The organism is Haemophilus paraphrohaemolyticus (genome assembly GCF_002015045.1).
In the GTDB taxonomy this organism is placed as follows: domain Bacteria; phylum Pseudomonadota; class Gammaproteobacteria; order Enterobacterales; family Pasteurellaceae; genus Haemophilus_A; species Haemophilus_A paraphrohaemolyticus.
This window is the reverse complement of record NZ_MUXX01000012.1, coordinates 132,051-149,553: the sequence shown is the minus strand read 5'-3', so window position 1 is coordinate 149,553 and position 17,503 is coordinate 132,051. Positions and strand designations below refer to the sequence as shown.

The following is a 17,503-nucleotide window of genomic DNA, read 5'->3' as shown; positions in this document are numbered from 1 at the left end:
ATGGTAAAAAGGCTTATATCTACACTCTCTCATACATCTGTTCAATCTGCTCTCGATAACGCTGCATAATTACCTTACGACGTAATTTCAGTGTTGGCGTGATCTCCTCCATTGCTTGACTGAAAGCTTGAGGCAGAAGTGTGAATCTTTTGACTTGCTCAAAACTTGCTAGCTCTTTCTGCACTTCGTGCAAGCGCTTTTCAAACATCTGGATAATTTCAGAATGTTTAATCAGCTCTAATCTATCCTGATATTTAATATTCAACTGCTTCGCATACTCTTCAAGGCTATCAAAGCACGGTACAATCAAAGCAGAAACATATTTTTTCGCATCGGCAATAATCGCAATTTGCTCAATAAATTTATCTTTGCCAATTTTTCCTTCAATATATTGTGGTGCGATATATTTGCCATTTGAAGTTTTCATTAACTCTTTAATACGGTCGGTAATGTGCAAATTGCCATTCTCATCCATCTCGCCTGCATCACCTGTTTTTAAGAAACCATCGGCTGTAAAGGCATTAGCGGTTTCTTCAGGCTTTTTATAATAGCCTCGCATTACCATTCCGCCACGGACCAAAATTTCGTTGTTTTCGCCAATTTTCACTTCTACATTTGGCATCAGTTTGCCAATGGAATTTGGATTGAAACCGTGATCTTCCCAGCAAGAAACGGTTGCGGTGGTTTCAGTCATTCCATAGCCTAATTTGACATTCACGCCTAAGCTATGGAAAAACTTACCGATGGTAGGTTCTAATTTCGCTCCGCCACAAGGCATCATTCGTACTTGTCCACCTAATAAGGCACGTAGTTTTGAAAGCACAAGTTTGTCTGCCCATTTATGTTGCCATTTTAACCAGCGAGAAGGGATTGCAGATTGATAATGTTTTTCGCCCGCTTGTATCGCCCAATGGAAAAGCGTTCTGCGGATAAATGGTGCTTTTTCAACCTTATCTAACACCGCTGCATAAATTTTTTCATAGAATCGAGGTACAGCACACATCACCGTAGGTTTGGTTTCAACTAAGGCTTGGCGGATTTGATTGGTATCTTCCAAATAGCAGTTAGTTGCCCCACGATGGAAAATATAGGCAACCCAAGCACGTTCAAAAATATGCGAAAGTGGTAAAAATGAGAGTGAGACATCTTGCTCGGTAATATTGAGTGCCTGATCGTGTGATTGAAGTTGATGGGCTAAATTCGCATAATCTAGCATCACACCTTTTGGATCGCCTGTTGTACCAGAGGTGTAAATTAGCGTAAAAAGATCGTCTAAACGTTTTGATGCAATACGAGCTTCAAGCTCTGTCATATTTTTGTCTACTTGAATGAAGCTTTCCCAATGGCAAGCAAGCGGATGATTATGAAGATTGATGCTTGATTTCATCGCCACAATTTTAACTAATTGTGTACAACTGTTCGCTATTTGAATCGCACAATCCATCTGAGCTTGTTCGCCCACAAAGAGAATTTTAATATCGGCATCGTTGATAATATATTCAACTTGAGAAGGTGTGTTAGTGGCGTAAATTGGCACGGTCACAACACGTGCTTGCATTGCCCCAAAATCGGCAATGCTCCAACGAGGCATATTGTGAGCAAAAATGCCAATTTTATCTTGAATTTCAATACCTTGAGCAATTAAAGCAAGTGAGAGATTATCGATCTCTTGTTGAAAGGTAGACCATTGCATATCACACCATTTTCCCTGTTTTTGGAAGCGTAAAGCGGTGCGATTTGCGAAATTTTTTGCTTGAAGACGAAGACGATTAACAAAGTGAAAGTCTAAAGCAGACATCTAATAATACCTTAATATTTCAGCTAACAATTGTTCGCTAATATACTGGATTTGAAATGAGAAATCCAGAAAAAGAGAACAAGTGTAAGCTGAAAAACAGAAAAGGTATTAGATTATTTTCTTAGGAGCTTATAAACCTCTTGAAGTAAACTCAGCGGCAAAATTCTTGGAATTGCGCGCATTAAGAAGATCGCAAGCCCTGAAATTGGATTTTGGATTTTTACTTGGTTTTTAAGCCTATAAATTTCCCATTCATATTGGAACTGTTTCCAACCACGACGACGACCAACCATTCCATTTCCCACGCGAGCATAAACTAAAATATCTGATAAATTTGCTACATTTAAGCCTGTTGCTACCATTTTAATCCAAAGCGTGTAATCTTCTTGCAAACCTTGATAACCACCACATTCAAGCACTTTCGATTTTTTATAAGCCACAGTCATATGGTTGAACGGGCAACGTAAACGGGTAAAACGCACAATCTCTTTCTGCGTGGTGGGCACGTTACGATAAGCCACAATGTCATTGATATTTTCGCCAAATTCAGCAATTTGCCCACCAAGCATAATGACATTTGGATGCTGCTGAATAAATTTTACTTGTTTTTCAAAACGTTCTGGCACGCAAATATCATCGGTATCCATACGGAAAACCCATTCGTGGCTACAATAATTTAAGCCATCATTAAGCGTTTTACCTAAACCACGATTCTGAGGAAATTTCACCGCTTTTATCGGTAAAATTGCCTCATATTCGGTCACAATTGCTTCTAATTCAGCTGTTACAGCACCATCAAATAATACGACTATTTCGGTTGCGGGTAGGGTTTGATTTTTTAAACTTTCAAAACATTCTTTAAGATATTGTGGATTCTCTTTAATATAAAGAGACATTAATACTGAAAATTCCATTAGAAAAACCTTTTCATATTGATTGCTAATTTAGGCGAAATAAAGCTAATAATTGCAATAGCAAAATGCTTTATATTATGGCTACGTTTAAATATTTTAAAATAATAACTTGCCGCCTTGCGAGATAAATTCATCGCATAAATATAAGAGAGAATATAAAGTGAGTTAATGGCAAAGTTTTGTTTTTGCTTTTCTGTTTTGACATATTTATGCTCAATATATTCAATTGCCTTTTCGGTATTCTCCGTATTGGTTGAAACACTTGAACGCTTAGTATGGAAGTAACAAATACTCAAAGGTTGATTAATAAATCCTGCTTTTAAATTGGGGCTATCTGCTACTTTTAACACAAATTCATAATCTTCCAATGATTTTAATTCTGAATTTAATCCCCCTAAGGCAATGAAAAAGGATTTTTTAATCCCCATCATCGGCATTCCGCCCAATTTATTAGCTAATAAAATATGATCTAAATTGATTTTATTTGGTTCAATTGGGCTTGTAAAATATTGGAATTTTTCATTTACCATTTCACATTGAGCAGAATGGTAAATAAAATTTATTTGTGGATATTGTTCAATATATTGGCTAATCACTTCACATTTATTATTGGCAAAGCGGTCATCGTCATCTAAAAATAAGAGCCATTCTTGTGAAGCGAGTTGTGCACCAACATTACGGCTACCAGCTGCCCCTTGATTTGTTTCGTTACGAAAAACCTTCACTTCAAAAGGATAGTTTGGCTCAATAACAACAGCTTGTGGGGAGCAGTCATCAACAATAATCACTTCAAAATTATAAACCGTTTGAGCCTTTAAACTCTCAAGTAATTCAAGCACTTCCCTGTTGCGACTATAGGAAGGGACAATAATACTAAACATTTTCTTCCTCTTTTTTCTTGCAATAAATAATAAAATTTTTACCGCTTGTACCAAATAAGGAGAGGAACATCAGCAAGCCAAACATTACACTTGGATAAGCGTAAGTATCTGCTTTAATGTTCCAAATGGTCATTAAGCCTAATGTTGATAAAATAAACAACCAACTACCGTTAAACCAGTTATCAGCAACTCTTTTCACAAAATAAGCGGTGAAAGCAAAGCAAGAGAGCATATAACCAACGCCACCATATAAGGCTTGGCGAATAAAACCAGAGTCAGAGCCACCATAATAGCTCCAACCATTCGGTTGATAATATAAGCCATCACCCATTAAGAGCTGTTTATTTGTTGGCATAAAAAGATGCTTGTTCATAAGAGTATCGGTTGAAGAACTTAGTCGTTCTCCGCCGTTAATCAGGTTAATAACGGGTTCGAGTGCGTGTTCAACATAGCGATTTTCTGCATGAAAATATGCCAAATAGAGCACTAATGCAACAAATGCGAGTAACGCAGGCAGATAACGCGAGCGGAAGTAGAGCAAGCAGCTAACTAATGAAAAAGTTAAAAATAACCGCCCCGCAATCAGCCCGATACACAAAAGTAAAAATAGCCAGATTGGATTTAATGCTTGAGTTTTTGCGTGATAAGCAAGCATAAAGTGAAGCAACAGCACGTAAAACACGCTAAGCGGGAAAAATGCCGCTGAGGTTAAATTATAGAGCCGATATTCCTGTTCTGAACCAATAAAACGAGCAAAATGCCCGCCCATATTGGAATTGGTGTTAATCGCAAAATCAATCATAAACGGCACGCCAACTAAAGCAAAAAATCCAATAAATGCTTGCACGCCAATACCAATTTTTAGGTCGCGGATAAGTTGCGGTTTGCCATTTTCGTGTTGGTAGAACAGATTATAAATCGTTATCCCCAAGATAAACACAAACAACGATTTGGCATACATACTTAATACGCCCATTTCTTTCGTGCCGTTAATGATAAGCGGAATCGTAGAAATAATTAGCAATGCGATACAAGCAATCAGGCTATCTTGCGGAATAACCACGCTTTTTTGACTTTTATTCCACCATTTATAAACTAAAAAGAATAGAGCGATGGAGCCTGTTATTAGCCCCATTCGGATAAAATGCAAAAACCACGGATCATATAAATAAAAAAGACTTACTAAAGCACTCATTATAAATTTCTCTTAATAGCTAACGCTTTCTTAAGCGGTAGTTTTAGTAATTTTTTAAATAGATTATTTTTTAATGAACCACGTAAGTCTTCTAAATTACTCCCAAGATTCGGGTTTTCAATAACCATTAGTGGGCGAATAACTAAAATATCTAAATTAAAATCTTGCCCAAATAGAATAAAATCATCCGCTAACCAATATGGCTTATGCGTTTCTAATTCTGCAAGAAAACGTAACGCCGCCGATTTCTTAATTAAATAAGCTACGGTGCCTGCAAAATAATTTTTGTAAGGATAAGAGTAAGTATAGCCTGTATTTTCAATTCGTTTTTGCCAGAATGTAAATGTACTTGGATAGTTAATCTTCAGTTCTACATCATCAAAAGTTGAGATTTTCGATTGCCCCACTAAAATAATATCCGCTTGTAGATTTTGCTTTAATAAAGCGGTTAAATTTTGCTGAAAATTTGCAGCGAAGAGCGCATCATCTTCACATACTAAAACATAATCGCCAGCATTGATGGTTTGATCTTCTGCAATCAGTTGATAAACAGCTAAATGGCTTAATGTACAACCAATTTCACCTTTAGTGACTGGGCGGTGATAGCGTTGTTTAAACTTCTCAAAGTTAAATCTATTCTGTAACTCTGTTTCTTCTAACGCCATTGTGTTGATAGCACGAAAGATTTCAAAATCAGAGGTGTCAGGTTGAGAGAAAAATATCTCTCGTCTTTTGGTATCTTTTTCTAACGAAATTAAATATTTTTTCATTTTATTTGCCTAGAATCTTATTCTTTTCGATAGGATATTTAAAATAATAAATGGTTGAGATGATCAGTCTCGTAATACTTGCCCCTAACAAGGCATAGGCTACGCCATATAATTGATACCCTTTGAATAGGTAGAATAAACTCACAAAGACCGCAATGGAAATAATCTGACTCATAAATAACAGAACTTGTTTTCCTTGAATGAGCATATTTTGTGAAAATAGCCAAGATAAGCCTGCAATAATAGAGTTGATAACAAAGAAAATAAGGACTGGTGCAACCTCTATATATTTAGCACTAAAAAAGAACTTAATCACGGGTTCTGCTAAAATAGGAACAAGAATAATGGCCCCCAAACTCATCAAAGCAATAATTGCCAATACTGTTTTTAATCTATTTAAGTTATTTAATAAACCTGAATAATAGTAATCAGTCAACATATTAATAAATTTTGTAACTAAGGAATCAAAAGTGATACAAACGGTATAAAGTCCCAAAGTATAATGCCCTAGAAGGGCGACGATTAAAAATTTATCAATGCTAGCAGTAGTTGCACCAAAGGTTTGGTATAGATTTTGCTTAATCCACGTTTTTAAGAAAAACTTACGTTCGATAGGTTGTAGATTTTCTTTCTTTTTAAATTTATTTTCTATTTTATGTAAATAGAATAAGCAAGTAATAGATTGAATAATGCTATATAAAGTTAAAAGATAAATAACAATTTCAAGAGGTTGCTCGCCTAATAATAAATAAGCCGTTCCATAAACAAGCACTAAAAATATCGGTTGCTGAAGATTGATTGCTCGATAAATTTTTAGGCTTTCATCAATTTTGCTTTTTTCTAGCGTAATGGTAATAATCGCTGTTAATAAAACATTGATAACAAATAATAAATGAAATGTTGTTATATTAAAAAATGCCGTTGCGATTGTAGAGGTAATTAAGGCTAATAATAAAAATACGATAAGGTATTTTCGCCATCCTAAATATTGTTGATTTCGCATTGAAAGAGCAAATGAGAAGCCTACCCCGCCTGTTGCAAAAGTTACCGCATAAGAAACAGATGTAATAAAGAGTTGATGAGCTCCGCGGTCATCAACTGATAATAATCGGGCAAGTATCAGTGTACTTACCATCGTTAATCCCATACCTAATAGGGTAACAATAATGAGATGAATTAGATTACGATTTGTGCTCATATAATTTTGCAAAAGAAATATCTTTTGTCCATTGGTTGTAATACCCAGAATTTTTTCCATAAGAATTATCACAAACTTCGTTTTGGATACCTAAAAGACAAGCAAAAATATGTCCGTGTAAACGACTTGTAATAATATTATCGTAGTTTAAAAAGATATTTTGACAACGGGTAATAACATCCATTGAATGACGATACCACATATCATTAATTTTATCTTTTACAAAACCTAAATTAAATTTATTCGCTAAAACAGAAAAACGGCTACACCATAATTCAAATTTCATATCAGAAGGTAATAAAAGATCATCCCAATCTTTAACATTATTTAAATCAGGTAATGTCGCTTGAATTTCCGACTCAATATGGCTCTTTTCAATATCTTTACGTAAGAAATAAAGTGTGTTATTGCCAGAAGTTTCTTCTTTTTGTGGTAATGTGCCATAAAGCTGATGAGCCATATCAGGCGATAATGCGACATTGGGTGAAAAATGTGCTTTCATCATCTCAAAGGTATTTGTATCACGAGAAAAAAGATGCAAATCTTTGTGCTGAGAAAAAATAGATGCTGATTTTTTCATCGCAGTTTCATTTGAAAAATGTGCTGTTTGTGGCAACAAAATAATACGATTATTTGGAAAAGCTTGCACCAAATCTTCACGCATTTTTTGAATACTTGGATAAAGATCACCAAAGTTACCACCACCGTGGCATAAAATTGTCGTGTTTGGATGCACGAATTTACGCACTTCCGCTAAGTTAAAAGCTTGCAAGCAGCGACGCAAGCGAATATTGATTTGGTAATCCTTGAAAAATTGTTCCGTGCCTGCGTAAATCAATAAATCCCCGACATTTTGATGTAGAGGATAGTCAAAATAAAGCACATCATTTTTATCAATAATTTTTTCTTCAATCTGTTTTAATTGTTGTTTTAATGCTAAAAGCACTTGGTTCATCGTAATCTCTCAAAAAGTAAAATAAAAAATGAGCGAGGATAAGACCACACTCACGCAAAAGCGTTCTAAAAACTCTCAAAATAATGGTGCATTTTAGCAATAATTCACGCAAAATACGCAAAAATCTTTTTGAGGTGCCTATGTTTTTTTATCTAACTAAAATTCTAACTGCAATTGCCCTTCCTCCCTTTAACATTGCGGTGATTTGGATTTTTTCGCTGATTTTAACCCGCTTGCATTACAAGAAAATAAGCTGCTTTCTGACTATTTTGGGCATTGCGATGCTCTATCTTCTCAGCACGCCTTTTATGGCAACAATGCTCAGCAATTCTTTGATTGAAGAGAATAAACTCACGCTACAAGATTACCAACAAGCTCAAGCGATTGTTGTGCTTGGCGGTGGTTTACGCGATAGCACAGAGTTGTATGGAAATATTACGGTGACCAATAACGAACTGGAACGAATGCGTTATGCTGCGTTTTTACACAACGAAACAGGCTTGCCGATTTTAGCCACAGGCAGATCGCCAAACGGTAATTCAGAAGCAAAAGTGATTGCCAAAGAGTTCCAACAATTCTTTGATGTGTCAACCAAATGGGAAGAAAGTGAGGCAAAAACGACCAAAGAGAATGCTCTCTATACCAAGCAAATGCTTGAAAAAGAAGGCATCAATAAAATCATTTTAGTGACACAAAATTGGCATATGAAACGAGCAAAAATGCTCTATGAACAGCAAGGTTTCGATGTGCTACCAGCTGGCGTAGGCTATGGCAAAACACCTTGGGAATATATCAATTTTATGTATTTCGTCCCGCAATCGGGCGCAATGGACAATATGATGCAGTTGCTTAAAGAGTGGTTGGGGTATTGGAAAGAGAAATAACCCTCTAAAAAACCTCGCAAACGCAATCAGTTGCGAGGTTTTTGTATGCTAGCCGACTAACTGCCCCACAATCGAGCGGGTATCCAAACGCACTTCCGTGAGTTTTACTTTCACTTTCTGCCCGATTTGGTAAGTTTTTTCGCCTTTAATGTAAATCGCTAACTCTTCAGGGCGGAAATCCATTTCAGTTTTCTCATCATGAAGGGTTGAGAACGGGACAAAGATAGAAGCACCGTTTTCAATCACTCTTGCACGTAAACCGCCACGAGAAACATCGGCAAGTTCACACTCAAATTCAACCGCTTGTGCCACCATTGGATGCAAGTAACGAGCGTAAAGCCAATCTGCAATATCGCGTTCTACCATTCGGTTTTGCTTACGTGCTTCTTGCAAGCGGTCTAAAATGCTCTGTTCAACGCAATTTGCCTCTTTGCCTGCCAATACTTGCTTAATTAAACGATGGTTTACCATATCGCCATATTTACGGATTGGCGAAGTCCAAGTCGCGTAATGGCTAATCCCTAAGCCAAAATGCGGAGCAACTTCAGATTTAAATTCAGCGAAAGTGAGATAACGACGCAAACGCAATTCCAAGAAATTTTCTGGGAACTCACGCACATCGCGTTGCATTGCACAATAGCCTTCTAGTGTTGCCAATTTTTCCGCAGAATAACGATCATTAAGTGCCGCAAGCTTATCTTCTGCGGTCATTTCATCTGTTAAAGTATTCAACAAGAAGGTCTTTACAGCTTCCATATTTTTCGGGTCGAAACCTGCGTGGGTGTTGAATACGCCCGTTTTAGCGTGATTTGCTAAAAATTGTGCTGCACAGATGTTCGCGATAATCATCGACTCTTCAATGATTTGGTTTGCAATTCGGCGGAACTCCAAATGAATTTCTCGCACCGAGCCATCTTCATTCAATTCGAATGAATAATCGCCTTGTTCATTGAACATCAAGGCATTTTCTTTACGCCAGTTGATACGGGCTTGCGTAAATTGATGCAACCAGTCGATTTGCTGTTTGACTTGTTCATTTTCAGGCTGCCACGCATTTTCTACGCCTTCTAGATAGTCTGAAACGTGGTCGTAAACTAATTTAGCTTTGCTCTCCACCCATGCAGAAACAAATTCCACTTCTTTACTGATGTTGCCTGCCAAATCCGTTTCAATATAACCCACCAACGCAGGGCGTTTTGCATTTGGCACTAACGAGCAAAGATCGTCCGATAACTCACGTGGTAACATTGGGATGTTAAAGCCTGGCAAATAGTTGGTAAAACAACGTTGGCGAGCGGCTTTTTCAATCGCCGAATTTTCAGGAATATAGGCTGTTGGATCAGCTATCGCCACCGCCAAACGCCAACCAATTTGCGTGCCATTTTCTTCAATTGGCTGAATGAATAAAGCATCATCCATATCTTGCGTGCTTTCGCTGTCGATGGTGGTGAAATAAAGATCGGTTAAATCTTGGCGTGTTAGTTCATCGTTTAAGCTATAAATTTTCTCAGTTGCCACAGGCTCACGCGGTTGTTCGTGGCGAGCAAGCGTTACCCACCAAGGGGCAAAGTTATCACTCTCAGCACAGATAAATTGTGTCACTTGGGCAAAGAAAAAGCGATCATCACGCAATGGATGCGTTTTCAATTGCGCTACAACCCAGTCGCCTTCTGCTAATTTCTCTTTGATATTTTTATGCGGATTCGCTGGAATATTATTTTTGATGCTTGGATGATCTACCACAAGTTGTAGCTTACCATCACGATTATAACGAACTTGAGCAATAAAGCGTTCTAACATCGGTTCAATTAAGCTATCAATTTCTACTGAAGCCTTATCACCTTCACGTTTTACCACCGCTTTTACGATGTCGCCATGCATCACTTTTTTCATTTCCGTAGGCGGAATAAAAAAGCTCTCTTTTTCGCATTCTAAAAAGCCATAAGATTTATCGGTCGCCTTAACACGCCCTTCTGCATACTCTTTGCTGGCCTCCATCCGTTGCTTTAATTGTGCTAAAAGTGGGTTATCTGAAAACATAATTCTCTCTTAATAAAAAGCCCACCCTCTACAAGGGCGGGCAAAAAATGGTTAATTTTAGTTCAACTTAAGCAGTTGCTCTGGCAATTATTCTGCACTAATATCGCCCATTGCGACAATGCTGAACCCTGCATCTACATGAACCACTTCACCAGTAATACCACCAGCTAAGTCTGAGCATAAGAACGCTGCAGAGTTACCCACATCTTCGATGGTTACGGTACGGCGTAAAGGTGCTGTTTTCTCGAAATTCGATAACATTTTTTTGAAATCTTTAATACCAGAAGCTGCTAAGGTACGGATTGGACCTGCAGAAATCGCATTCACACGAATGCCTTCTTTACCTAAATCTGCTGCCATTACGCGTGTACTTGCTTCTAATGACGCTTTTGCTAAACACATTACGTTGTAGTTAGGGATTGCACGCTCAGCACCTAAGTATGAAAGGGTTAATAACGCTGAGTTAGGGTTTAAGAATGGGCGAGCCGCTTGTGCCATTGCCACAAAACTATATGCACTGATGTCGTGAGCGATACGGAAACCCTCACGTGTTGCTGCTGCTACATAGTCGCCATCTAATTGGTCTGCAGGTGCAAAACCAATTGAGTGAACGAAACCATCAAATTTTTCCCAACGTTGGCTTAATTGAGCAAAACAATCTGTGATGTTTTGATCTTGTGCCACATCCATCGGTAAAATGATATCTGAACCGAACTCTTTTGCGAACTCTTCTACACGCCCTTTTAATTTATCGTTTAAATAAGTGAATGCAAGTTCTGCCCCTTCACGGTGCATCGCTTGTGCGATGCCGTATGCGATTGAACGATTGCTTGCTAAACCTGTGATTAAAATGCGTTTACCAGTTAAAAAACCCATAATTTTTCCTCTTTAAAAAATTTTGCAAATTATACAGAAATTTCGACCGCTTGGGGGATTATTTCTGTTTGGTCGGACGTTTCCAACCTTGAATATGTTTTTGTGCCACACGGGTAATCACTAATTCATTTTCGCCCACGTTTTGGGTAATGGTCGCTCCTGCACCAATGGTTGCGCCCTTGGCAATTTCAACAGGAGCAACTAATTGGCTGTCTGAACCTACGAATACATCGTCGCCAATGATGGTTTTGAATTTGTTTGCCCCATCGTAGTTACAAGTAATCACGCCTGCACCGACATTCACATTGCTACCCACTTCTGCATCGCCCACATAGGTTAAGTGGTTTACTTTCGAACCTTTACCGATTGTTGATTTTTTGATTTCAACGAAATTACCGACGTGCGTTTCTTCCGCTAATTCCGCACCTGGACGCAAACGAGAGAACGGACCAATCGCTGATTTAGCCCCAACTACCGCATCTTCCAACACAGAATAAGGTTTGATTTCGACGTTATCGCCAATTACTACGTTTTTCAGCACACAACCTGCACCGATTTTCACGTTGTTACCCAGTTTCACCGAGCCTTCTAAAATCACGTTCACATCAATAGTCACATCTTTGCCGTGTTCAACTGTACCGCGTACATCAAAGCGACTTGGGTCGATAATCGTCACACCTGCTAACAATAATTTTTCTGCTTGTTTTTGTTGGTAGAAACGCTCTAATGCAGCTAGTTGCAAACGATTATTTGCACCTTCTACTTCCATATATTCTGTAGCTTGAACAGCCTGCACTTGGAAGCCTTCTGCATTTGCCATTGCGATCACATCGGTAATGTAATACTCGCCTTGTGCGTTGTTATTATTTAAATTACCCAACCATTTTTTGAAGCTCGCACCGCTTGCCACCATCACGCCTGTATTCACTTCTTGGATTTTCAGCTGCTCTTCGTTGGCATCTTTTTGCTCCACAATCGCAACCACAGAACCATTTTCGCGAATAATACGACCGTAGCCCGTCGGGTTGTCTAATTTCACTGTTAAAAGTGCAATACCATTTTCAGGTTTTGCCGCGATTAAACGTTCTAAGGTTTCTTTTTGAATTAACGGTGCATCACCATAAAGCATTACGATATTTTCATCGTCTGCGAAAAATGGGACAGTTTGTTGCATTGCGTGACCGGTGCCCAATTGTTCTGCTTGGAAAACCCAATTCACAGGCTCATCTGCCAAGCGTGCTTTTAATAAATCCGCCTCGTGTCCGTAAATTAAATTGATTTGACGAGCATCAAGCTGTTTTGCCGTATCAATAACGTGTTTCACCATCGGTTTACCCGCAACTGGGTGCAATACTTTTGGTAAATCTGAATACATACGCGTGCCTTTACCCGCCGCTAAAATTACCACGCTTAATGGTTGAGTCATAAAATTTTCCTTATTTAAAAACATTTGATAACTCGTAGAGTGTGTGAACAAAGTTAACGCACCATTTTGACTGACGTGCGTCAGCAAGCTGACATACCCTACAAGGAATAAAATTTTGGTTATTTTACCAGAAATTGTATAGAAAAAGCGGTTAGTTTCTTGCAATCTTTTGCAAAAAGCTAACCGCTTGTGATTTAAGGTTAGAAATTACACCTCATTTGCGTGATTTTCTAATTTTTCAACCGATTGGTTGGCGTATTTTTCTTCATCAAATTCGCGTAAAGGTTTGTGTTCTTGACCTAAGAAGGTATAGATCACAGGCAATACGAATAAGGTGAAGAGTGTACCGATACTTAAACCTGCGACGATTACGATACCGATACTAAAGCGTGCAATCGCACCCGCACCAGACGCTAAAAGTAGAGGGATTAAGCCCGCCACCATCGCTGCTGTCGTCATCATAATCGGACGTAAACGAATGGTTGCTGCGTGAACAATCGCTTCAAAACGAGATAAACCGTTGTTTAACTGCTCTTCTTTCGCGACTTCACACATTAAGATACCGTGTTTGGTGATTAAACCGACTAAGGTTACCAAACCCACCTGAGAGTAAATATTCAAGGTTGCCCCTGCCACTTTGGCGATACCTAAGACATTAAGCACTAATAACGCACCACTCACGGCTAACGGTACAGATACCAAAATTACCATTGGATCACGCCAAGATTCAAACTGAATTGCAAGTACAAGGTAGATGATAATTACCGCTAAGCCAAAGGTCATTACCATTGCATTACCTTCTTGTACATATTGGCGCGCTTCTGATTTAAAATCGTATTGATAGCCTTGTGGAAGCGTTCGGTCTAATTCCGCTTTCGCCCAGTTTACTGCGTCACCAATTGAACCTGACACAACACCGCCAATCGTTGCTGAGTTTAGCTGGCTCATACGTGGTAATGAAGATGGTTCTGTAGTCAACTCTAAACTTACGATTGAGCTTAATGGTACAGCTTCACCGTTTGCAGCTGTTACGTAATATTTCGTTAAATCTTCTGGATTTAAACGATCTTTTCGAACCGCTTGTGATACGATCGGATACGCACGGGAATCAATATCGACACGGGTAATAATCGCTCCTGATAAGTAAGCACCAAGCGTGTTACTTACTTGCTGCATAGAGATCCCGTAAGCCCCCATTTTTTCACGGTCGAACTTCCATTTCATCGTTACTGTATCAAATTTCAAGTCTAAGTTTGCAAAGAAGAATTGACCTGAAGCTTGTGCTTTTTTCAAGAATTCGCCTGCAACATCGGCTAACTTGGTGTAGTTATCCGCTGTGGTAATCACTAATGAGAAGGGTAAACCACTTTCACCTGTGGAAATTTCAGGGAAGGCGATAGCATTGATGTCCATTGGAACAACATTTTTTGCAATCGCTGCCACATCTTTTGAAATTTCTGCTCGTTCACGAGTACGCTCACTCCAATCTTTTAGTGAGATGATAGAGAGTGCACTATTCGAGCCATTAAAGCCTGAAATCGTCATCATTGCAGAGACTTCTGGAATTTCAGCAACTTCTTTGTTGAATTTCTCTGTTGCCGCTTGGGTGTAATCTAAGTTGGTATTTGATGGACCACTACCAATACCCACGATAAAGCCTCGGTCTTCGGTTGGAGCAACTTCACTTGAAAGTGAGCCTAAAAGGGTTGGTAAGGTACCAAAAATCACTACCGCAAACACCACGATAGCCCAACGCACCGCCATAACTCCACGCAACATATTGGTGTAGCACGAGGTCATTTTATCCAACATACCGTTGATACACTTCGCAAAACGGCTTTCGTGTTCTTCGTTGTGTTCTTTTAACACACGGCTCGACATCATTGGCGAAAGCGTTAATGCTGCAATCCCTGAAATGAATACCGCACCCGCAAGGGTTAAGGCGAACTCTTTGAAAAGTGAACCTGTTACCCCTTCCATCAATGCCATCGGTGAATATACTGCACCAAGTGTGATGGTCATTGAGATAACGGGGATTGCAATTTCACGCGTACCGATAATCGCTGCATCAAATGGCGATTTACCCTCTTTCACGTGACGTTCTACGTTCTCAAGTACGACGATCGCATCGTCCACCACCAAGCCGATCGCAAGAATTAACGCCAATAAGGTTAAAAGATTGATCGAGAAGCCAAACATTTGTAGGAAGAACAATACCCCAATAAGCGAGATTGGAATGGTAATGATCGGCACAATCATCGCTCGCAGTGATCCTAAAAATAGGATAATAACCACTAATACAATCACCGTTGCTTCAATAATTGTTTTATAAACTTCATTGATAGAGCTATTAATGGCAATCGTTTTGTCGTATAAAATCTGACCGTTAATTGTTTCTGGTAAATTTTTCTGCATTTGTGCAAATACAGGATAAATATCTTTAGCCACAGTGATGGAGTTTGCTGTAGTTGCAGCAGAAACACCTAAAACAACCGCTTCTTTACCGTCTGCAACAGTACGAGAGGCATCTTGATATTTATCTAACTCAACCTTTGCAATGTCTTTTAACTTGATGGTTTTACCGTCTGATGTGGTTGAAATCGTTACGTTCTCAAGTTCTGAAACAGATGGCGTGCTTGATTCTACTTTGTTTTTATAAACTGTGTAGTAGCCATTCGCATTACCCGCGGCAGTGTTTAAGTTGTTTGCCGTTAAAGCCGCTAACACTTGTGCACCAGAGAGATTATTACCCGCCATTTTGTCAGGATCTAACCAGATACGTAAACCGAAGGTCGTTGCACCGAAAATATCAACACTTGATACCCCATTTACCGTAAAGAATTGTGGTTTAACCACACGGTTAATATAGTCGGTAATTTGGGTCGTATTTAACTCATCAGAGACAAATCGGATATACATCAACGCATCGTTCGAACCTGATGAAACGCTGATTGATGGATCATCAATCCCGCTCGGAAGATTAGAACGAATCGCACTCACTTTCGAAGAAATATCCGCCAACGCCAATTGAGGGTTGGTGTTCAATTTCATTTTAATCGTAGTGGTTGAAGTGCTTGGTCCACTTGATGAAGTCACATAGTCGATGTTATCCGCCTGTGCAACCGCTTCTTCAATTTGAGAAGTTACGAGTGCTTGCATCAAACTCGCATCCGCACCTGAGTAGTTCACACTCACGGTTACAGTGGAGATAGTCATCTCAGGGTATTCTCGCACCTGTAACTTATTGATGGATTGCAAGCCAAGGATCGTAATCAGCAAGCTAATACACACCGCAAGTACAGGGCGTTTAATAAATAGATCGGTAAATTTCATTGATTACCTCAATTAAAGTTTACTACTTTTCGCAGGTACGGTTACACCAACAGCTTCTTGATCAGAAACAATGATAAGTGAATGATTATTTAAACGCTGGAAACCGCCCGTTACGATAACATCACCCGCTTTCACGCCTTTCGCTAATTGTGCGTAGATACCGTTACGGTCTTTGGTTCTTACTTCCACTTGTTTTGCACGATACATTTTATTTGCATCTAATTTCGGATTTTGCTCTGCCATTTTGCTTACAAGTGCTTTATCTTCATCTGAAAGTTGCTCAAGCACATAAATAGTTTCACCATACATCGTGTAAGTAACCGCAATTTGTGGCACCACGATTTGTGCTTTTTCAGTTGGCAATGCCACATTTAAACGCACAAACATACCTGAAAGCAATTTGTTACCACCTTCAGTAATTACCGCTTCAACGTTAATTAAACCCGTATTGCGATCAACTGCAGGATCGATTGCTACAATTTCCGCTGGGAAGGTTTGCCCCACTAACGCATCCACTTCTGCAGTCACTTTTTGACCCACAAAAATATTCTCAACATCTGTTTGAGGAAGCGTAAAACGCACTTTCATTGAACTTTGATCTTCAACACGCACAATTTCTGTACCGGTTGTGATGTATTGACCTACGTTCACATTCACGATACCTGCAAAACCGCTAAATGGAGCATAAATTTTACGGCGTGCAATTGAAGCTTTTAATGACTCAATATTTGCCACTAATTGATTATAGGTTGCTTGAGCATTGTCTAATTCCGCTTTTGAAGCACTGTTAGATGCCACTAAGTTACGATAACGATCTAAGGTAACTTTGGCATTTGGCAATTGTGCTTGAGACGCTTTCAAAGTCGCCACTTCAACAGCATCATCAAACTCCACCAATAAATCACCTTTATTGACACGCTGCCCTGATTTCACATTCACACTTTTTACCGTACCAGAAGATTCCGCACCTAACATCGCCCCTTGGTTCGGACGAACATAACCTACTGCTGAAAGGTAAGGCGTCCATTCGCGAGGTTGCACCTCCATTGCAGTGATTTCACTCACCGTTTCAGGCATATTCGCTGCAGCTTCCGCTTTCTTGCCTGCGATAAAACGTTGCATTCCTGCTACGCCTGCAAAAGCAACAAGCACAACCAATAGCGTTACTACAATAAGAAACTTTCTGCCACGAGAAGGCTTTTGGTTTTCTGTTGTCATGTTTTCTCCAATATA

13 protein-coding genes are annotated in these 17,503 nt (G+C 39.1%); 1 reads left to right on the top strand and 12 read right to left on the bottom strand.

The window, feature by feature from the left end; translation table 11 throughout:
• Window positions 1-19: 19 nt before the first annotated feature.
• The 7 genes from B0184_RS06395 to B0184_RS06365 all read right to left on the bottom strand — a co-directional run bounded on the left by B0184_RS06395 (window position 20) and on the right by B0184_RS06365 (window position 7,711).
• Window positions 20-1,798 carry an AMP-dependent synthetase/ligase gene (locus B0184_RS06395; RefSeq protein ID WP_005708867.1) on the bottom strand — a complete coding sequence of 593 codons (1,779 nt, stop codon included), beginning with the start codon at window positions 1,796-1,798 and terminating at the stop codon, window positions 20-22.
• A 113-nt stretch (window positions 1,799-1,911) separates the two neighbouring features.
• The gene (locus B0184_RS06390) at window positions 1,912-2,712 is read right to left on the bottom strand and encodes a glycosyltransferase family 2 protein (protein WP_005708677.1); all 801 of its coding nucleotides are present in this window, start codon (window positions 2,710-2,712) and stop codon (window positions 1,912-1,914) included.
• A complete protein-coding gene (locus tag B0184_RS06385) occupies window positions 2,712-3,593 on the bottom strand; it encodes a glycosyltransferase family 2 protein (protein WP_005708900.1) in 882 nt (293 codons plus the stop codon). Before B0184_RS06385 ends, B0184_RS06390 begins: the two co-directional genes overlap by 1 nt.
• Window positions 3,586-4,788 (bottom strand): hypothetical protein, encoded by a 1,203-nt coding sequence (locus tag B0184_RS06380; protein ID WP_005708843.1) that lies wholly within the window; start codon window positions 4,786-4,788, stop codon window positions 3,586-3,588. The genes B0184_RS06385 and B0184_RS06380 overlap by 8 nt, the downstream gene beginning before the upstream one ends.
• Window positions 4,788-5,558 (bottom strand): glycosyltransferase family 25 protein, encoded by a 771-nt coding sequence (locus tag B0184_RS06375; protein ID WP_005708719.1) that lies wholly within the window; start codon window positions 5,556-5,558, stop codon window positions 4,788-4,790. The genes B0184_RS06380 and B0184_RS06375 overlap by 1 nt, the downstream gene beginning before the upstream one ends.
• Window position 5,559: 1 nt before the next feature.
• Entirely contained in the window at window positions 5,560-6,756 is a 1,197-nt protein-coding gene (locus B0184_RS06370; RefSeq protein ID WP_039851366.1) for a lipopolysaccharide biosynthesis protein, read from the bottom strand.
• Window positions 6,740-7,711 carry a polysaccharide pyruvyl transferase family protein gene (locus tag B0184_RS06365; RefSeq protein WP_005708768.1) on the bottom strand — a complete coding sequence of 324 codons (972 nt, stop codon included), beginning with the start codon at window positions 7,709-7,711 and terminating at the stop codon, window positions 6,740-6,742. Before B0184_RS06365 ends, B0184_RS06370 begins: the two co-directional genes overlap by 17 nt.
• A 140-nt stretch (window positions 7,712-7,851) precedes the next feature.
• Here B0184_RS06365 and B0184_RS06360 point away from each other — a divergent pair, with 140 nt between their 5' ends.
• Window positions 7,852-8,595, top strand: a complete 744-nt coding sequence (locus tag B0184_RS06360; RefSeq protein WP_005708704.1) for a YdcF family protein — start codon at window positions 7,852-7,854, stop codon at window positions 8,593-8,595.
• Between the two features lie 48 nt (window positions 8,596-8,643).
• On the opposite strand, the gene B0184_RS06355 is transcribed toward B0184_RS06360, so the two are convergent.
• From B0184_RS06355 to B0184_RS06335, 5 genes are all read right to left on the bottom strand, one after another.
• Window positions 8,644-10,635: an exoribonuclease II gene (locus B0184_RS06355; RefSeq protein WP_005708842.1), complete on the bottom strand. Its 1,992-nt coding sequence runs from the start codon at window positions 10,633-10,635 to the stop codon at window positions 8,644-8,646.
• An 87-nt stretch (window positions 10,636-10,722) separates the two neighbouring features.
• Window positions 10,723-11,511, bottom strand: a complete 789-nt coding sequence (gene fabI / locus B0184_RS06350; protein ID WP_005708732.1) for an enoyl-ACP reductase FabI — start codon at window positions 11,509-11,511, stop codon at window positions 10,723-10,725.
• Window positions 11,512-11,569: 58 nt separating this feature from the next.
• Window positions 11,570-12,937, bottom strand: a complete 1,368-nt coding sequence (gene glmU, locus B0184_RS06345) for a bifunctional UDP-N-acetylglucosamine diphosphorylase/glucosamine-1-phosphate N-acetyltransferase GlmU (protein ID WP_005708845.1) — start codon at window positions 12,935-12,937, stop codon at window positions 11,570-11,572.
• A gap of 207 nt (window positions 12,938-13,144) precedes the next feature.
• Entirely contained in the window at window positions 13,145-16,270 is a 3,126-nt protein-coding gene (locus tag B0184_RS06340) for an efflux RND transporter permease subunit (RefSeq protein WP_005708782.1), read from the bottom strand.
• A 12-nt stretch (window positions 16,271-16,282) separates the two neighbouring features.
• Complete coding sequence (locus B0184_RS06335) at window positions 16,283-17,488, bottom strand: efflux RND transporter periplasmic adaptor subunit (protein WP_005708721.1); 1,206 nt, start codon at window positions 17,486-17,488, stop codon at window positions 16,283-16,285.
• Window positions 17,489-17,503: the final 15 nt, after the last annotated feature.